Raw genomic sequence first — 14,809 nt, forward strand, 5'->3', positions numbered from 1 at the left:
AATTCTTAACACTGCAATAATAGGAAGAATAAGGCAGAGATAAATCACATAATTTCGCTGCAAATTTTACAGTGTGGAAACGCCTTTACCGAAGAATGATTTACGGCTGGATATAACCAACAAACAGATCTTATCCATCTCATTGCCCATCAGCCTCTCGCTGCTGGTACCATTTTTGAATTTTACGGCTAATAACTATTTCATCAGCGGCCTGGGGGAAGAATACCTTGGTACAGCCGGCATTACGGGTGTTTATTTTTTAATAGTAGCCGTAATTGGTAATGGATTGAACAATGCACTTCAATCGCTTATTGCCAGAAGAGCCGGGGAAAACCGTGTTGATGAAATAGGCAAACTGTTTGCGCAAGGTGTGCGTATAGCAGCAGTGATGGCGGCTGTGGGCATTACGCTTACTTACTTTATTACTCCTTTTATTTTTCATAATGCGTTACAGTCAGAAAAGGTGGATGCCAATGCCATTGAGTTTCTCCGCATCAGGGTTTGGGGGCTGCCCTTTCTTTATCTCTTCCAGATGGGGAATGCGTTTCTTGTGGGTACCAATAACAGCCGTTTCTTAATGATTGGAACCTTTGTGGAAGCAGGCGCCAACATTTTCTTTGACTACAGTCTCATAAATGGTCATTTCGGAATGCCCAGGCTGGGATTTAACGGAGCAGCTTATGCCAGTGTACTGGCAGAGTTTATCGGAATGATTACAGTGTATGCATTAATTTTTATATTAAAACTGCACCAGCGTTTTCATTTGTTCAGACACAGGGCTTACAGTAAAACTATTTCAAAGCTCATTTTGAATATTGCAGCACCATTGATCGGCCAGTTTTCCATAAGCCTCATTACCTGGTTATTATTTTATATTCTCATTGAGAGGAATGGTAAACTTATTTTTCCGGAGGAACCCGAACGGGCACTGGCGATCAGCAATGTGATGCGGAATATTTTTTCGCTTACCGGTATTTTCATCTGGGCTTTTGCAAGTACTACCAATGCCATGGTGAGTAATATCATTGGCCAGGGAAGAAAAGATGAAGTGGTAAAACTCATTCACCGCATTATGCGGTTGAGCTTGATTGCCACCACCTTCATGTTTGTACTTTTTAACCTTTTTGCAGCAGAGCTGCTCTCCTTCTTTCAACTTTCAGCAGCTTTTGTTGATGCAGCCATTCCCCCTTTGCGTATTGTAACAGTGGGCATGATGTTTATGAGTTTTTCAGTGATATGGTTAAATGCTGTTACCGGCACCGGTAATACCAAGGTGAACCTGCTCATTGAAGCAGTAACTATTATGGTTTACATTATCTATGTGTACCTGGTACTGGAAGTATGGCATCTCAATTTAACCTGGGCCTGGGCTTCTGAAATATTGTATTGGATTGTGATTTTTGTGATGGCCTACGCTTATATCAGGAGTGGGAAGTGGCGGGGGAAGGTGATATGAAGTGAATTTTGGTTAAATTCGTTTTGAGAATCAATATCAATTTGAATAAATTGATGCGCAAATACAAATGTTGGCAGTCAGCTTAAAACGACATACTTCACACATTGAAAAATAAAGGACTTTACATCACGACAATTATTTTCTTTCTACTGGTCAACACGACATATTATTGGGAAGGAAAACTTGGACTTTTTGCTATTCCTGCTTTTATCTTATTAGTGGCGGTTTATTTAGGACTTGCAATAGCTCTTCTGCGACAGATTTACTTTGCAGTTAAAGAGCAGTTTAAACAAAGCCACAGGTTCATCTTAATTGGACTATTGACAACTGTGTTGTTATTGACTTATTTCAAACCATTGGGAATTGTAGACTTTGACAAGTTTGAAGTAACAGACATATTAGTTGCAGAAAGAGAAGGTGCAGCAAATTGCTTGACAACTCTCAAACTCAAAGACGACTACACCTTCAGAGAAAGAATTGGCTGTTTTGGTATTTCAGAAATTAAAGGAACATATCGTGTTGCAAACGATACCATTTATTTTGACAATATTGAACTTGGCAGACAAGAAGAAAGTTTTTACAAATTTGCAGTTATCAAATCAACAAAGTTTGACAACTCAAAAATATTTGGAGACCTGATAAGATACAAAGATTTGACCGACACTGTTGGACACTTTCTTTGGATTACAAAAAATGATTTAAACAAGTTGAAAGACAAAAAGCCGAACCGCTAACATTGCATTTGTTTTATGTCGGCGGACGAATAACGCCTCCTTCTCAACTTCTCTCAAATTCATTTACTGATAACCTGCAAACCGCTGGATGGGGACGTTGCGTAAATCAGTACTAAAAAGCACAAAAGCTGAACAAGATTACAATCCGCAAAAGTCTTATTCTGCAGAGATGTCTCCTATCGTCGACATGACGGGACTCCGATGTCACAGGATAAAAAAAGCGATTCATCAAACTCTTTCACCGTCATTCCGAATGAAGCCATGATAATGCCTTTTTTAGTATCTTGATGTAAATTTAGATGATTCTTTTTTTTAATGAAAATAACTAAAGCAGAATTAGTTTTAAATAATGTCTTTCCTGTTTAAAATATTAGCCGGTTTTAAAACACAGAATTCATGAAAATGCCAATAACTCGACTATTGAATAAAATTATAAATATTGGCATTACCTCTGATCTTGTCATTAATGAAGCTAAGTATATAAGGGTAACCAATGGAATATGTTTTATAGCAGTACTTTGGCTGTTACCTCTTTCTTTATTTTTTATTCCCTTATTACCTGATTCAAAGAATGTATTATTCAATTGTATTTTTTTCCCAACTGTTTGGTTAGGCACTTTCGTTTTTAACTATTACAGGTATTACCTGGTAGCCAGGGTGTTTTTATACGGAAGCGCCATAATCTGTGTTACATTAAATGCCTTTCAACTGGGAAGGGATTCTGAAAATCACTTGTATTTAATAACTGCAGCCATAGCCTCTTTTTATATATTTCCAAAAACCCAGTTTAAGTATATTGTGCTCATATCCATTTCTTCGCTATTGGCCTTCATCGCAGTCGAATTATATTCGACTGACAAAGGTGCATTTGTAAATGCTCCCCCGGATTTTTTTAAGTTCGGCAGACTCCTCAGTATGATTGGATTGGCTATTATCATTTTTGCATTAACTGCCTATCACTACCGTAGTCTTAATAAGGCACAAGAGGAAATTGAAGAAGCTCATAAGAAGTCAGAAAATTTATTGTTAAATATTCTACCACCTTCCATAGCTTCAAAATTGAAAAATGACAATACTTCTACAATAGCTGAAAGAATTGACGGAGCTACAATCTTGTTTGCGGATATTGTTGAGTTTACCAAGCTATCGCAAAATATAGAACCAGAAAAGCTTGTTGAATTACTTAACGATTTATTTTCAGAATTCGATAACATCACAAGAAAATTTGGATTGGAAAAAATTAAAACCATTGGTGACGCATATATGGTGGCAGGTGGCGTTCCTGAACGCAATGACCACCATTGCGAATTAATAGCGAGGTGCGGGTTAGAAATGCTGGAAATTATGAATAAAGGAGTAGGCTTTTTTACTAATTGTAAAATAAGAATTGGCATACACACGGGCCCTGTTGTTGCGGGAGTTATAGGTAACAGCAAATTTGCTTATGACCTGTGGGGGGACAGCGTCAATACAGCAAGCAGAATGGAATCTCATAGTGAAGCCAATAAAATAATGGTAACACGAGATGTCTTTTTAACACTTAAAGACAAGTTTATATTTGAAGAAGGTCGCACCATTTATGTTAAAGGAAAAGGAAACATGGAAACCTATTTCCTAAATAGCGTGAAGAACAGTTGAATTGACGATTAAATAAATGTCAACAACTTGAGAGTTTTTTCCTTCTCAGCAACATCTCCCAAATTCATTTGCTGATGATCTGCAAACCATTAAATGGGGACGTTGCGTAAATCAGTAAAAAGCACAAAAGCTGAACAACATTACAATCCGCAAAAGTCTTATTCTACAGAGATGTCTCATATCGTCGACATGACGGGAATCTGATTATTTGAATGCGATCAGAAACTAAAATAATTCAAGCAAAAAATATCACCCAAAAATTTCATTCAGCAAGCCTGCCAAACGTACACCACCTTTCAACAATTGCTGGTTCACCACCTCTATAAAATCATAGTTATAACGATAGCCCAGTTTTTGCTCCGGCTGGGTAATGCTTTTATAAATACGATCCGCTAATTGATAGGATTCAAAAAACCATTGTTCCCTGGGTTGTTGTTGCCATGTAGCTCTTTGTATTGTTGTGGTATGGTTGATGGCTGTTGCAAACTCGGTATAGCTGAGCTTTTGCTGTTCAATCAAACGATCATCCCACAAAGCGTGCAGGTTGGTGGGATCATTAAACCATTGCACACGAATACGGTTACCGCCTAAATCTTCAGCACGGCCCACATGCATCGGCTGGTGAATATCACCCACCATATGAATGAGCATACGCAGACAAAACTGTTTCCGCTCGGCAGAAAGATTTTTGTTCTTCAGTTCAGCCACCAGGAAATTGATTTTGGTATAGGCGTTTACTCCTGTGTCCTGTTTTATCTGTGTTTCAAAAGCTGCATAGTCCAATCCCGGTTTGATATTGACATAATGCCAGGGATCTAAATATTTCATCGTAGAATCACTCTTTATAAAATCGGCCCAGTTACTGCCCATGGCAATTGACTCGTTCCCTAAAATAGCAGCAATATTTTTTCTTGCTTTTTTACTGAGGTAAGAATCTGCAATAGCACCTACAATACGATGACCGTTGGCGCCCCATCCAAATGTGCTGGTAACTGCAACAAAACAAATCAATACAACCAGTGATACTTTACGCATAACAAAAAATTAGAGTGCAAAAATAAGGGAGTGGCGCTATGTAACATTCTTCAATAAACCGTTACAACCGAAGCAATCCTGCTTTCCATAACTGCCCCACCGGTTTGTTATCAAAAAACAATTCAAAATCATCCCAGCCATGGGCATCGTAGGATTCTTTTACCTGCTGTAATGTTTTAGGCGGGAATGTATGTACTGAAAGTTGCGGTAAGAGTTGTGCCAGCCACGCTCCTTTTTCCTTATCTACCTGTATGGAAATCGTTTCTTTATTGGTAACGAAGTTGAGTTGCAATAATTCCCAACTGTTTCCTTTTTTGGACTTGGTGATCACTTCTGTGCTTATCAATTTACCGATGAAAAGAATTTTGGTACCGGGTTTACTCAGCAGTAATTCTTCTTCAGCAACAATATTGAGAATGGTTCCAGGTGCTACGGTGGTTCTTGGCACTTTCATATCAAACCATTTATGCAATGGTTCTTCCAGGCCGATTCCCTGCATATAGTTGAACAGTGATTTCTTCAACCCAAAACTGAAACTTTCATGATCAGTTCCTGTTTCATCTATATGCTCCACATCATTATCAGCAAAGATGATGGCTACTTCTTTTGCCCGTTTTACTTTGTACTGTTCAGGATTCATACCCACCGGGCTATGGGCGGTCATTGCAAACTGGTGCCAGAATGCAGATTGCAACACGCCGGTTTGAAACAGTTGCCGTACCATCTCCAGTGAATCCATCGTTTCCTGTGCTGTTTGTGTAGGAAAACCATACATCAAATAAGCATGCACCATTATACCGGCCTCTTTAAAATGTTTATTTACTTTGGCTACCTGTGCAACAGTGACGCCTTTTTGAATAAGCTCCAGCAAACGGTCACTGGCCACTTCCAGTCCGCCGCTTACGGCAATACAGCCGCTGGCTTTCAACAACAAACATAAATCACGGGTGAAACTTTTTTCAAAGCGGATATTCGTCCACCAGCTCACCACTAATTTTCTCCGTAGAATTTCCAACGCCACTTCACGCATGAGTGCAGGTGGCGCCGCTTCATCTACAAAATGAAAACCGTTGTTGCCGGTTTGAGCCATGATAGTTTCCATTCTATCCACCAAAAGTTTTGCAGCAACAGGTTCATAGAGTTTGATATAATCCAATGAAATATCACAAAAAGTGCACTTGCCCCAATAGCATCCGTGGGCCATGGTGAGTTTGTTCCATCGGCCATCGCTCCACAAACTGTGCATGGGGTTCACCACTTCAATGGCTGATATGTATTGATCCAGCAACAGATCATTGTAATCCGGTGTGCCTACATCCGCCTGTTTATAATCTTTGCAGGAAGCATTGTTGATATAGACAACAGTATCATCCTGTAACAGGAAGGTGCGTTTTAATTCCTTTACAGGAATTTCATGATGAATGAATTTGATGAGTTGTTCTATGGGTGCTTCTCCATCATCCAACGTAATGAAATCAAAAAACTCAAACACACGTACATCTTTGAGCGAACGTAATTCTGTATTGGGGAAACCGCCTCCCATGCATACGTTGATTTCAGGATGCTGCTGCTTCAACCATTGTGCACTCCGAAAGGCAGCAAACAAATTGCCGGGGAAAGGCACAGAAATGCAAACAAGTTTTGGCTGAACGGTTTCAATATGCTCTTGCAAACATTGAATGAGTAATTGATCTACATAACTTAATGGTTGTTGCAGTTCTGCATACAATTCATCAAAGCTGTTGGCACTGCGGCCCAACCGCTCTGCATAGCGACTGAATCCAAAATGCTCATCAATGGTTTCTTTGATGAAATCAGAAAGATCTTCGAGGAACAATGTGGCAATATGCTTGGCTTTATCCTGCAGACCCATGGAGCCGAAAGCCCATTGAAAATCTGTTAACTCCTGGAAACGGTTTGCTTCCGGTAACAAATTGCGGGATGCAATGAGATGGGCAATGGTTGGGTTTTTTCCCTGGAGAAAAAGAATAACGTCGTCAATGCAACGGATATAATCATCTTTTAAGGCAAGGATACGTTGGGCATTTAGTGAAAGCTCCTCACCTTCTTTCATTAAGGAGAACAAATGTGTTAACCCTTTTTTTGAAAACAGTTGCAGCGTTACCTCAATACCTAAATCTGCCTGGAGAGAAGAAATGTTTTTGGTGTTCAAAAATCCTTTGAGATACGCCGTTGCAGGATATGGGGTATTCAGCTGTGTAAACGGCGGCGTAAATAAAAAAACAGTTTTGCTCAAAGGAAGTGATTGATGGGCAAAAATATTGAAATTAAAATGAGTAAGCTTTTTTGTGATGGATTTCAATTTGTATAGCTGTGATACCCACCCCTGTTAATCATTCTGATTGTTTAAAACTCCTCTACCCCTCCCTTGGAGGGATAAACATTCTCAATGAGTAAGAGTTGAAATCATACAGAGGTGTACGTCATACTTCTTACATCATACTTCTTACTTCGTATTTCCTACCTCGTACTTCATTTCAGTTCCACTCTTTCAGTAACTCGCCTGCTTCTTTTTTTACCAATGCATCTTCTGATGTAGCATCCGGCAGTTTCATAGCCTGCCTCAACAATTCAATGGCCCGGGTTTTATTTTTTTGTTTGTAATAAACTTTCGCCATTTCTAAATAGTTCAACACAAAACCCGGACTTAACGCACCTGCTCTTTGATAAAAATATAAACTGGAATCATAGCTTGCTTTGGGTAAACCGCCGAAAAAAACTTTAAGTCCCGCTTTTTCTACAGCATTCAAACTCGTTACTTCATAATGCCATTTACCCAATACATGCAGGGCTTTGAAATTTTTGGGATTATAAGCTACTGCACGTTCTGCATAAATTTTAATATCACGTACATACGCTACTTTTTCTTTGCCGCTCAGGAGCAAAGCCATACGACCATATGCCAGGCTCATTACCATATTGGCATCACTGTCCTTAGGATTTACTTTCAATGCACGCTCTGCGTAGATTTTTGCAGCTCTGTAAAAATCAGCTTGTTTTTCTTTGGTGTTTTGCATACGGCCGATACGGCTGGCCAGTTCACTGCATTTGTTGAGTGCGTAGAGGTGCTGCGGATGTTGTCTTACAATCTCTTTAAACTTTGCATAAGCTTCCGGCTCTTTCATTTCTTTTTCCAATGCATCAGCCTGCTTTACCAGTTCTTCAACCGGCTGGGCAATGCTTTGAATGGAAACGGTGATGCATAAAAACAGAACAAAGCGTTTCAGCATAAAGGGTTAATAGGTTTTGATCATCGTAATACCTGTCTTGCCTTCAAATCCTTCAATGGGCGGTGAGCATTTGTAAATACTCAACTCCACTTTCTGTATAACGTTGAAACGGGTGTGAATGTTACTGCAAATATCTTCTGCCACTGTTTCCAGCAGACTGCTGCGTTGCTGCATTCGCTGCTTTACCAGCTCAAACAGTGTTACATAATTAATGGTTTGCTCTAAGGAAGTAACGGGTGCTGATGGCTGGTACCAAACAGTGAGGTTTACTTCAAATGGTCCGCCTGTTTTTTCTTCCCCTGCATACAAACCATGATAAGCATGAAATTTTAAATCTTCCAGATGAACTGCAATCATGCGGTGAAATTAAAAAGTCCTGCGGAGATGCAGGACTTTTAATACTACTTTCCCCATAATTTAAATTCACAAATTATCTTTTTAGGTTGATAATTTTGATCAAGACCCCCCCGTTTGAACTTGTATCAGTACCATACAGAGTTAAACTTGTGCTGGTTACATTAATAATTTTAGCCTTGTGCATCGTTGGTTGGAATTGTAGAATTGAAATACTGGAGTCAGACAATAAATTATATTTACATGTCCCCGTGTACCAATAGATTTTAAAATTTACCTCTCCATTTGACTTAAAATCCATGAAATCTGATGAGTTACCAATATAATTTCCCGGCATAGGAAAACCTCCATTATAATAATCTCCAATATTTGCTAACGAATCATTTACAACTTTCCATCGTCCTGAAATAATTGAGGTTGGCTGTGGATTTGGATTTACAGGATCAGAATTATCCGAATCTTCATTTTGTTTTGTACATGACGAAATCAAAAAGAGTATAAGAATAAAGACCTTAAGTGCTAATAATGTATTTTTCATAGTCTTAAAAATAATATAATCAGAGAAATTACACAACCCCTTTATGTGATAAATATCTCTCCGCATCCAATGCCGCCATACAACCACTACCCGCCGCAGTTACTGCCTGTCTGTAAATTTTATCCTGTACATCACCTCCTGCAAATACACCTTCAATATTTGTTTTGGACGTACCCGGAATGGTTTTGATATAACCTGCTTCATCCATATCAATCCATGGTTTGAAAATAGCAGAGTTGGGTTCATGACCAATAGCTACAAAGAAGCCTTGTACAGGTATCACACTCTCCTCTCCTGTTTTATTATTCTTCACCTTCATACCATCTACTTTATTATCGCCCAGGATTCCAAGCGTTTCCGTATTCCAGTAAATTTTAATGTTAGGCGCATTCATCACACGTTCCTGCATCACTTTGCTGGCACGCATGGCATCTTTACGAATGAGCATGTGAACGGTAGTACAAAGTTTGCTAAGGTATAAGGCTTCTTCTGCCGCTGTATCACCCGCACCTACAATGGCTACTTCTTTACCACGGAAGAAAAATCCATCGCACACAGCACAGGCACTTACACCATAACCGTTTAAGCGTTGTTCACTTTCCAGTCCAAGCCATTTAGCGCTGGCACCGGTACAAATAATCACACTATCTGCTTCAATTAACTTTTCATCATCAATCCAAACTTTATGAACGGGACCCGTAAAATCAACTTTAGTAGCCAATCCATAGCGGATATCTGCCCCCATACGCTTGGCCTGTTTTTCAAAATCCACCATCATCTCCGGGCCTTGCACACCATCAGCATAACCGGGATAATTTTCTACTTCGGTGGTAATGGTTAATTGTCCGCCCGGTTGAATACCCTGGTACAATACCGGTTTTAAATTGGCTCTTGAGGCATAAATGGCGGCGGTATAACCTGCAGGGCCGCTGCCGATAATCAAACAATGTACTTTTTCTGCTGCTTCCATAATATTCTTCTTGTAATCGTCAAAAATAAGGGAGTGACAAATTGGTTTTTGTCTTTTTAGTTACAGAGCGGCTGGTTGTGGATAAAATACTACTTTGGAATGACAACTGTCTTAAACTGGTTGGCATAACCGCCAAAATAACCCAATGCCCCGTTGCTGATGTTACCCAGAATTTTAGTGGGAGATGAAAACGGGTTGCCGATGCTTTGGTAACTGAATTCAACCGTTCGCCAGAAATCAAAAGTGGCTTTATCAATATTGCTAAACTTAATGGTTACCGTATCGCCTTTGGCAAAGAATCCGTAGTTATCAATATCAATATCTGTATTGCGGTCCACACCCTGGTCTACATCCACGGTATAAGTGGTATTGTTCACCAGCGCATCATCAAAAACGGAATTCAGACCGGGCAGGAAAGGCGCACTGTTTACTTTGGTAAAATAGCGGATGTAGTTCCCAAAACCGGGCGGATCCGTTACTCTTGCTTTTACCACCATTTTTTTGCTGGTATCCGGTGTATTAGGCGGTTTGGCATACCAGAGCGAATCAATTTTTTTAGTGAGCAAGGGAATCGTTGTGGTGGAACTGTATTCCTTGCCTTGCCATACAATTCGGAGCGAATAGCTTTTCCCGAATTCACCGGTAATGATGGTGGCGGGTGAAGCAGGGTCGCTTGAATAAAAACTGAAGGGCACATTAGCACCGGGAATGGTAATATCGTAACGGCGCAGCTTATGGGTTTTTGTTCCATCGCTTACAAACACTTCTGCATCTTTCACCAGGCTGCTGGCAATCACATCGGCTGAAACCTTAGAGAAATAATTTAAACTTTTGGTGAGTATCACCACCGGCGGCTCATTGCTTTCAATACTGGCATCTACAGTGAGCAAGGTGGGAGATTCTTTTAAATCAAACTCCACTTTCTTTTCGCAGGCAATGAGGAGTAAACAACAAAGAGAAATGATGTGTCCTTTCATGGAAGTGCAAAGTTATGGAAGCATGGCAAAGGATTATTCGTTGTTGATGGAGAATTAACATCATGACTGCATTCATAAAACAAAAATCCGCCCCAGAAAGGGGCGGATTGAATACTTAATACCCATTAACATTCCAAACTTAATTGCCCAGGTAACTTTTCAGTGCATTGCTGAAACGGGCTTTTTGCAAGCGTTTAATAGCACGCTCTTTGATTTGACGGATCCGCTCTTTTGTGAGATCATATTTCTGACCAATCTGCTCAATGGTAACTCCATTTTCGCCATCCAGTCCAAAATAAGCATTCACAATTTCAGCTTCACGGGGGCTGAGTGATTTTAACACCCTGCGAATTTCATTGCGGAGTGAGTCTTTCATCACATCCTCATCAGTATCGTCACTTCCTTCCAGCAAATCGCCCATAGCCACATCTTCAGCTTCGTGCACGGGTGCATCCAGTGAGGTATGACGGGTGTTGCTTTGGAAAATGTTGTTGATTTCAGTTTCGCTCATCTCCAGGATATCAGCGAGTTCTTCAGTTGAAGGCTCACGCTCATGCTCCTGTTCAAAAGCCATGTAAGCTTTATTGGCTTTGTTGTAGGTACCAATTTTGTTTTGTGGCAAACGTACCAAACGTCCTTGCTCAGCCAAGGCTTGTAAAATGCTTTGACGAATCCACCATACTGCGTAGGAAATAAATTTAAAGCCCTTTGTTTCATCAAAACGTTGGGCAGCTTTAATCAAGCCGAGATTTCCTTCGTTAATGAGGTCGCTCAGTGATAAACCCTGGTGCTGGTATTGTTTGGCCACAGAAACCACGAAACGGAGGTTGGACTGTACCAATTTGTCCAAAGCCCTTTGGTCGCCCATTTTAATACGCTGGGCCAGGGTGGTTTCTTCCTCCGGAGTAATCATAGGGATTTTGGAAATTTCCTGTAAATACTTCTCCACCGCTTGTGAATCACGGTTGGTAATTTGTGTTGCAATTTTTAGTTGCCTCATGATAGAATCTCCTGATTTTTAGTTTGTAACGTAGCTAAGACAGGGAAATTTCACCGAAAGTTGTAAAACCGGGTTAATACATCCTGTAAGTCTGTTGGCAAAGGTACAACCCGTTTCCCGCTTTTCATAGCTTTCCTGTTTAAGAAAACTGATTCAAGCAGATTTATAACGTTTGCAGTGAACACATAACATATTGCTAACAATATGAGTTGCAAAAGGTTGATGCATCATTTAAGATTTTTACACAAATTGTGAATTATTTGATGTGCGGTAATAGCATCATTCAAGACATGCAGGTTTTTTGTGTTTCCGCAGTTTGAACGCATAAACTGATTTATATATGACGCAACAGGTAATTGATTTTAGAAGCGATACGGTTACCAAACCCACACCTGCCATGCAGGATGCGACGCAAAAGGCAGCGCTGGGCGATGATGTGTTTGGCGAAGACCCCACCATTAATGAACTGGAGGCTAAAACTGCCGCTATGTTTGGAATGGAATCGGCTTTGTTTTGTCCCAGTGGCACCATGACCAACCAGATAGGCATTAAGATGCATACACAGCCGGGGGATGAAGTGATCTGTGATTTTTTAAGTCATGTGTATCAGTATGAAGGCGGTGGTATAGCTTTTAATGCCGGTGCTTCCGTTAGGTTACTTACCGGTGATCGTGGACGTATTACTGCTGATCAGGTGCTGGAAGCCATTAACCCGGACGATGTACATAAGCCACACAGCAGCTTGGTTGTTTTGGAAAACACCAGCAACCGTGGCGGTGGCAGTTGTTATGAATTGGCTGAAATTGAAGCAATCAAAAAAGTGTGTACAGAAAATAAATTGAAACTGCACCTGGATGGGGCCCGACTGTTCAATGCACTTGTTTATAAAAATCAAAGTGCCAAAGATTACGGAAGATTGTTTGATTCGATTTCTATTTGCCTGAGTAAGGGTTTAGGCTGTCCTGTAGGAAGTGTGCTGATAGGAACAAAAGAAGACATTAAAAAAGCAAGACGTATCAGAAAGGTCTTTGGCGGCGGTATGCGGCAGGCAGGGATGTTAGCGGCGGCTGGGATTTATGCCCTCGATCATCATGTTGAGCGGTTGGCACAGGATCATACACATGCCAAGCAGATTGAAGCAGCACTGCTCTCCCATCCTTTGGTGGAAATGGTTGTTCCTGTTGAAACCAATATCATCATCTTTCAACTCAAGCCAACCATTACGGCTGCTGAGATGGTTGAAAAGTTAAAAGCTAAAGGAATTCTTTGTTTTGCAACAGGCAAGCAAACGATACGTTTTGTAGTGCATTTGGATGTGAGTGCGGAAATGGTGGAGAGAACAGTTGAGATGTTAAAAACTACTTGACATTTTCAGGTATCTGATCTGCCTTTCCCGGCAGGAAGGCGCCTCCACGTCGTCCTGATACCACTTTTCAGAGTTGAAGATGGTACCTGGTATCAATACATTGAAAATTATAGAAACGCTTTATTCTTGATAATGCCCATAACAGGAATAAACAATTACTAAGTCTTCCATAACCTTATAAACTAAGCGATGCTCATCGCTAATTCGTCTCGACCAAAACCCGCTTAGATTTCCTTTTAGTGGTTCGGGTTTTCCAATACCTTGAAAAGGATTAGACTGAATATCACTTAATAATTCAAATACTTTAAACGCCAGTTTTTGGTTGCCAGATTTAAATAGTTGAAGTTGATTGATTGCATCAGGTGAAAACTGAACTTTCCACATAAAGTTATTTATTTAGGAAAGCTTCTAATTCCTGCATGGTAAATGTTATTCCTTTACCTTCCTCGATATCCTGAACTGATTTACTGATGCGTGTGATGTATTCTTCTTTCGATTCGTTCAGTGCAAAACTATTTTCCTGAGTCTTGATTGATATGGTAATATCTGCAGATTTCCCATTAAGAAGTGCTTTGATTTTTTTCAGCAATTCTTCATTAAAATCTGATGATGATATTTTTATGGTAGCATCCATTTGAGGATAAAATTAACTCTCTTTGCCGAAAAAAAGAATCAAAATGATTTTGCATCTGATCTGCCTTTGCCGGCAGGCGGCGACTCCACTGCGTACTGATACCACTCACTGAAGTTTTAGAGGGTAACTGGTGTCAGGATGTTGAAAACGTCAGACACCCTTGGAAAGAAATCAAGTATCAATTAAAAGTCTAACCTTTATTATTCCACTCATCAGAAAAAATCAGTAAAAAAAAATCCCGCCACTCGGCGGGATTTCTATGCTTAAGCTTCTTTCTTTTTCTTGGCACTCTTGGGTGCAATAATCATCAGCATCCGTTTGCCTTCTAATTTAGGCAGGCCTTCCACCTGTCCAATTTCTTTCAAACGCTCTGCAAATTTCAGCAATACCAACTCCCCTCTTTCCTTAAACTGGATGGCACGGCCTTTAAACTGTACATAAGCCTTCACCTTATTACCTTCTTTTAAAAAGTTTTCAGCATGTTTTGATTTAAAATCAAAATCATGATCATCCGTATTAGGCGTAAAGCGGATTTCTTTTAACTCAGCCGCCTTACTGTTGGCCTTCATTTCCTTTTCTTTCTTCTTCTTTTCGTAAAGGAACTTGTTATAGTCAATGGCTTTGCACACAGGTGGTACCGCCTGCGGAGAAATTTCCACAAGGTCTAAGCCCAATTCCTGTGCAATCTGCAATGCTTTTTGTGTGGGATAAACACCAACTTCTACATTATCGCCCACCAATCGTACTTCGGGCACACGAATCATGTTGTTGATGCGATGTTCTGGTTCCTTACGGGGAATAAATCGTCCCCTGGGAGGTCTGGGAGGAAATGCCATATTCTGTTGCGCCTCCTTCC

The 14,809-nt window shown here is 40.3% G+C and carries 15 protein-coding genes; 4 read left to right on the top strand and 11 right to left on the bottom strand.

What is annotated here, in order from left to right; genetic code table 11:
* Nucleotides 1-73 precede the first annotated feature (73 nt).
* The 3 genes from PDL71_RS12905 to PDL71_RS12915 all read left to right on the top strand — a co-directional run bounded on the left by PDL71_RS12905 (nt 74) and on the right by PDL71_RS12915 (nt 3,828).
* Nucleotides 74-1,456 carry an MATE family efflux transporter gene (locus tag PDL71_RS12905; protein ID WP_407521677.1) on the top strand — a complete coding sequence of 461 codons (1,383 nt, stop codon included), beginning with the start codon at nt 74-76 and terminating at the stop codon, nt 1,454-1,456.
* A gap of 104 nt (nt 1,457-1,560) precedes the next feature.
* Nucleotides 1,561-2,190: a hypothetical protein gene (locus PDL71_RS12910; protein WP_407521678.1), complete on the top strand. Its 630-nt coding sequence runs from the start codon at nt 1,561-1,563 to the stop codon at nt 2,188-2,190.
* 396 nt (nt 2,191-2,586) lie between these two features.
* Nucleotides 2,587-3,828, top strand: coding sequence for an adenylate/guanylate cyclase domain-containing protein (locus PDL71_RS12915; protein WP_407521681.1), 1,242 nt, complete (start codon nt 2,587-2,589; stop codon nt 3,826-3,828).
* A 249-nt stretch (nt 3,829-4,077) separates the two neighbouring features.
* Here the strand turns inward: PDL71_RS12915 and PDL71_RS12920 are convergent, their stop codons facing one another.
* From PDL71_RS12920 to PDL71_RS12955, 8 genes are all read right to left on the bottom strand, one after another.
* A complete protein-coding gene (locus PDL71_RS12920) occupies nt 4,078-4,863 on the bottom strand; it encodes a S1/P1 nuclease (protein ID WP_407521684.1) in 786 nt (261 codons plus the stop codon).
* A 61-nt stretch (nt 4,864-4,924) separates the two neighbouring features.
* Nucleotides 4,925-7,120 carry a B12-binding domain-containing radical SAM protein gene (locus tag PDL71_RS12925; protein WP_407521686.1) on the bottom strand — a complete coding sequence of 732 codons (2,196 nt, stop codon included), beginning with the start codon at nt 7,118-7,120 and terminating at the stop codon, nt 4,925-4,927.
* A gap of 241 nt (nt 7,121-7,361) precedes the next feature.
* The gene (locus tag PDL71_RS12930; protein WP_407521688.1) at nt 7,362-8,114 is read right to left on the bottom strand and encodes a tetratricopeptide repeat protein; all 753 of its coding nucleotides are present in this window, start codon (nt 8,112-8,114) and stop codon (nt 7,362-7,364) included.
* Between the two features lie 6 nt (nt 8,115-8,120).
* Nucleotides 8,121-8,471, bottom strand: a complete 351-nt coding sequence (gene folB, locus PDL71_RS12935; protein ID WP_407521691.1) for a dihydroneopterin aldolase — start codon at nt 8,469-8,471, stop codon at nt 8,121-8,123.
* A 73-nt stretch (nt 8,472-8,544) separates the two neighbouring features.
* Nucleotides 8,545-9,006 (bottom strand): hypothetical protein, encoded by a 462-nt coding sequence (locus PDL71_RS12940; protein ID WP_407521692.1) that lies wholly within the window; start codon nt 9,004-9,006, stop codon nt 8,545-8,547.
* 28 nt (nt 9,007-9,034) lie between these two features.
* A complete protein-coding gene (gene trxB, locus PDL71_RS12945; protein ID WP_407521695.1) occupies nt 9,035-9,976 on the bottom strand; it encodes a thioredoxin-disulfide reductase in 942 nt (313 codons plus the stop codon).
* A gap of 89 nt (nt 9,977-10,065) precedes the next feature.
* On the bottom strand, nt 10,066-10,953 hold the full coding sequence (locus PDL71_RS12950; RefSeq protein WP_407521698.1) for a DUF4249 domain-containing protein: 888 nt from the start codon (nt 10,951-10,953) through the stop codon (nt 10,066-10,068).
* Nucleotides 10,954-11,092: 139 nt separating this feature from the next.
* Complete coding sequence (locus tag PDL71_RS12955) at nt 11,093-11,953, bottom strand: RNA polymerase sigma factor RpoD/SigA (protein ID WP_407521701.1); 861 nt, start codon at nt 11,951-11,953, stop codon at nt 11,093-11,095.
* A 340-nt stretch (nt 11,954-12,293) separates the two neighbouring features.
* Between PDL71_RS12955 and PDL71_RS12960 the strand changes: the two genes are divergently transcribed.
* Nucleotides 12,294-13,319, top strand: coding sequence for a threonine aldolase family protein (locus tag PDL71_RS12960; protein ID WP_407521703.1), 1,026 nt, complete (start codon nt 12,294-12,296; stop codon nt 13,317-13,319).
* Nucleotides 13,320-13,439: 120 nt separating this feature from the next.
* On the opposite strand, the gene PDL71_RS12965 is transcribed toward PDL71_RS12960, so the two are convergent.
* From PDL71_RS12965 to infC, 3 genes are all read right to left on the bottom strand, one after another.
* Nucleotides 13,440-13,703, bottom strand: a complete 264-nt coding sequence (locus PDL71_RS12965) for a Txe/YoeB family addiction module toxin (protein WP_407521705.1) — start codon at nt 13,701-13,703, stop codon at nt 13,440-13,442.
* Nucleotides 13,704-13,707: 4 nt separating this feature from the next.
* Entirely contained in the window at nt 13,708-13,953 is a 246-nt protein-coding gene (locus PDL71_RS12970; protein WP_407521707.1) for a hypothetical protein, read from the bottom strand.
* A 263-nt stretch (nt 13,954-14,216) separates the two neighbouring features.
* The gene (gene infC / locus PDL71_RS12975; RefSeq protein ID WP_407521709.1) at nt 14,217-14,789 is read right to left on the bottom strand and encodes a translation initiation factor IF-3; all 573 of its coding nucleotides are present in this window, start codon (nt 14,787-14,789) and stop codon (nt 14,217-14,219) included.
* Nucleotides 14,790-14,809: the final 20 nt, after the last annotated feature.

Origin of the sequence: Lacibacter sp. MH-610 (genome assembly GCF_045780045.1) — a bacterium.
In the GTDB taxonomy this organism is placed as follows: domain Bacteria; phylum Bacteroidota; class Bacteroidia; order Chitinophagales; family Chitinophagaceae; genus Lacibacter.

Excerpts from the sequence above, each read along its gene's own strand:
- PDL71_RS12930 (WP_407521688.1), bottom strand. The coding sequence starts at position 8,114 with ATGCTGAAACGCTTTGTTCTGTTTTTATGCATCACCGTTTCCATTCAA.
- PDL71_RS12920 (WP_407521684.1), bottom strand. The coding sequence starts at position 4,863 with ATGCGTAAAGTATCACTGGTTGTATTGATTTGTTTTGTTGCAGTTACC.
- folB (WP_407521691.1), bottom strand. The coding sequence starts at position 8,471 with ATGATTGCAGTTCATCTGGAAGATTTAAAATTTCATGCTTATCATGGT.
- PDL71_RS12960 (WP_407521703.1), top strand. The coding sequence starts at position 12,294 with ATGACGCAACAGGTAATTGATTTTAGAAGCGATACGGTTACCAAACCC.
- PDL71_RS12955 (WP_407521701.1), bottom strand. The coding sequence starts at position 11,953 with ATGAGGCAACTAAAAATTGCAACACAAATTACCAACCGTGATTCACAA.
- PDL71_RS12970 (WP_407521707.1), bottom strand. The coding sequence starts at position 13,953 with ATGGATGCTACCATAAAAATATCATCATCAGATTTTAATGAAGAATTG.
- PDL71_RS12965 (WP_407521705.1), bottom strand. The coding sequence starts at position 13,703 with ATGTGGAAAGTTCAGTTTTCACCTGATGCAATCAATCAACTTCAACTA.
- PDL71_RS12950 (WP_407521698.1), bottom strand. The coding sequence starts at position 10,953 with ATGAAAGGACACATCATTTCTCTTTGTTGTTTACTCCTCATTGCCTGC.
- trxB (WP_407521695.1), bottom strand. The coding sequence starts at position 9,976 with ATGGAAGCAGCAGAAAAAGTACATTGTTTGATTATCGGCAGCGGCCCT.
- infC (WP_407521709.1), bottom strand. The coding sequence starts at position 14,789 with ATGGCATTTCCTCCCAGACCTCCCAGGGGACGATTTATTCCCCGTAAG.
- PDL71_RS12940 (WP_407521692.1), bottom strand. The coding sequence starts at position 9,006 with ATGAAAAATACATTATTAGCACTTAAGGTCTTTATTCTTATACTCTTT.
- PDL71_RS12915 (WP_407521681.1), top strand. The coding sequence starts at position 2,587 with ATGAAAATGCCAATAACTCGACTATTGAATAAAATTATAAATATTGGC.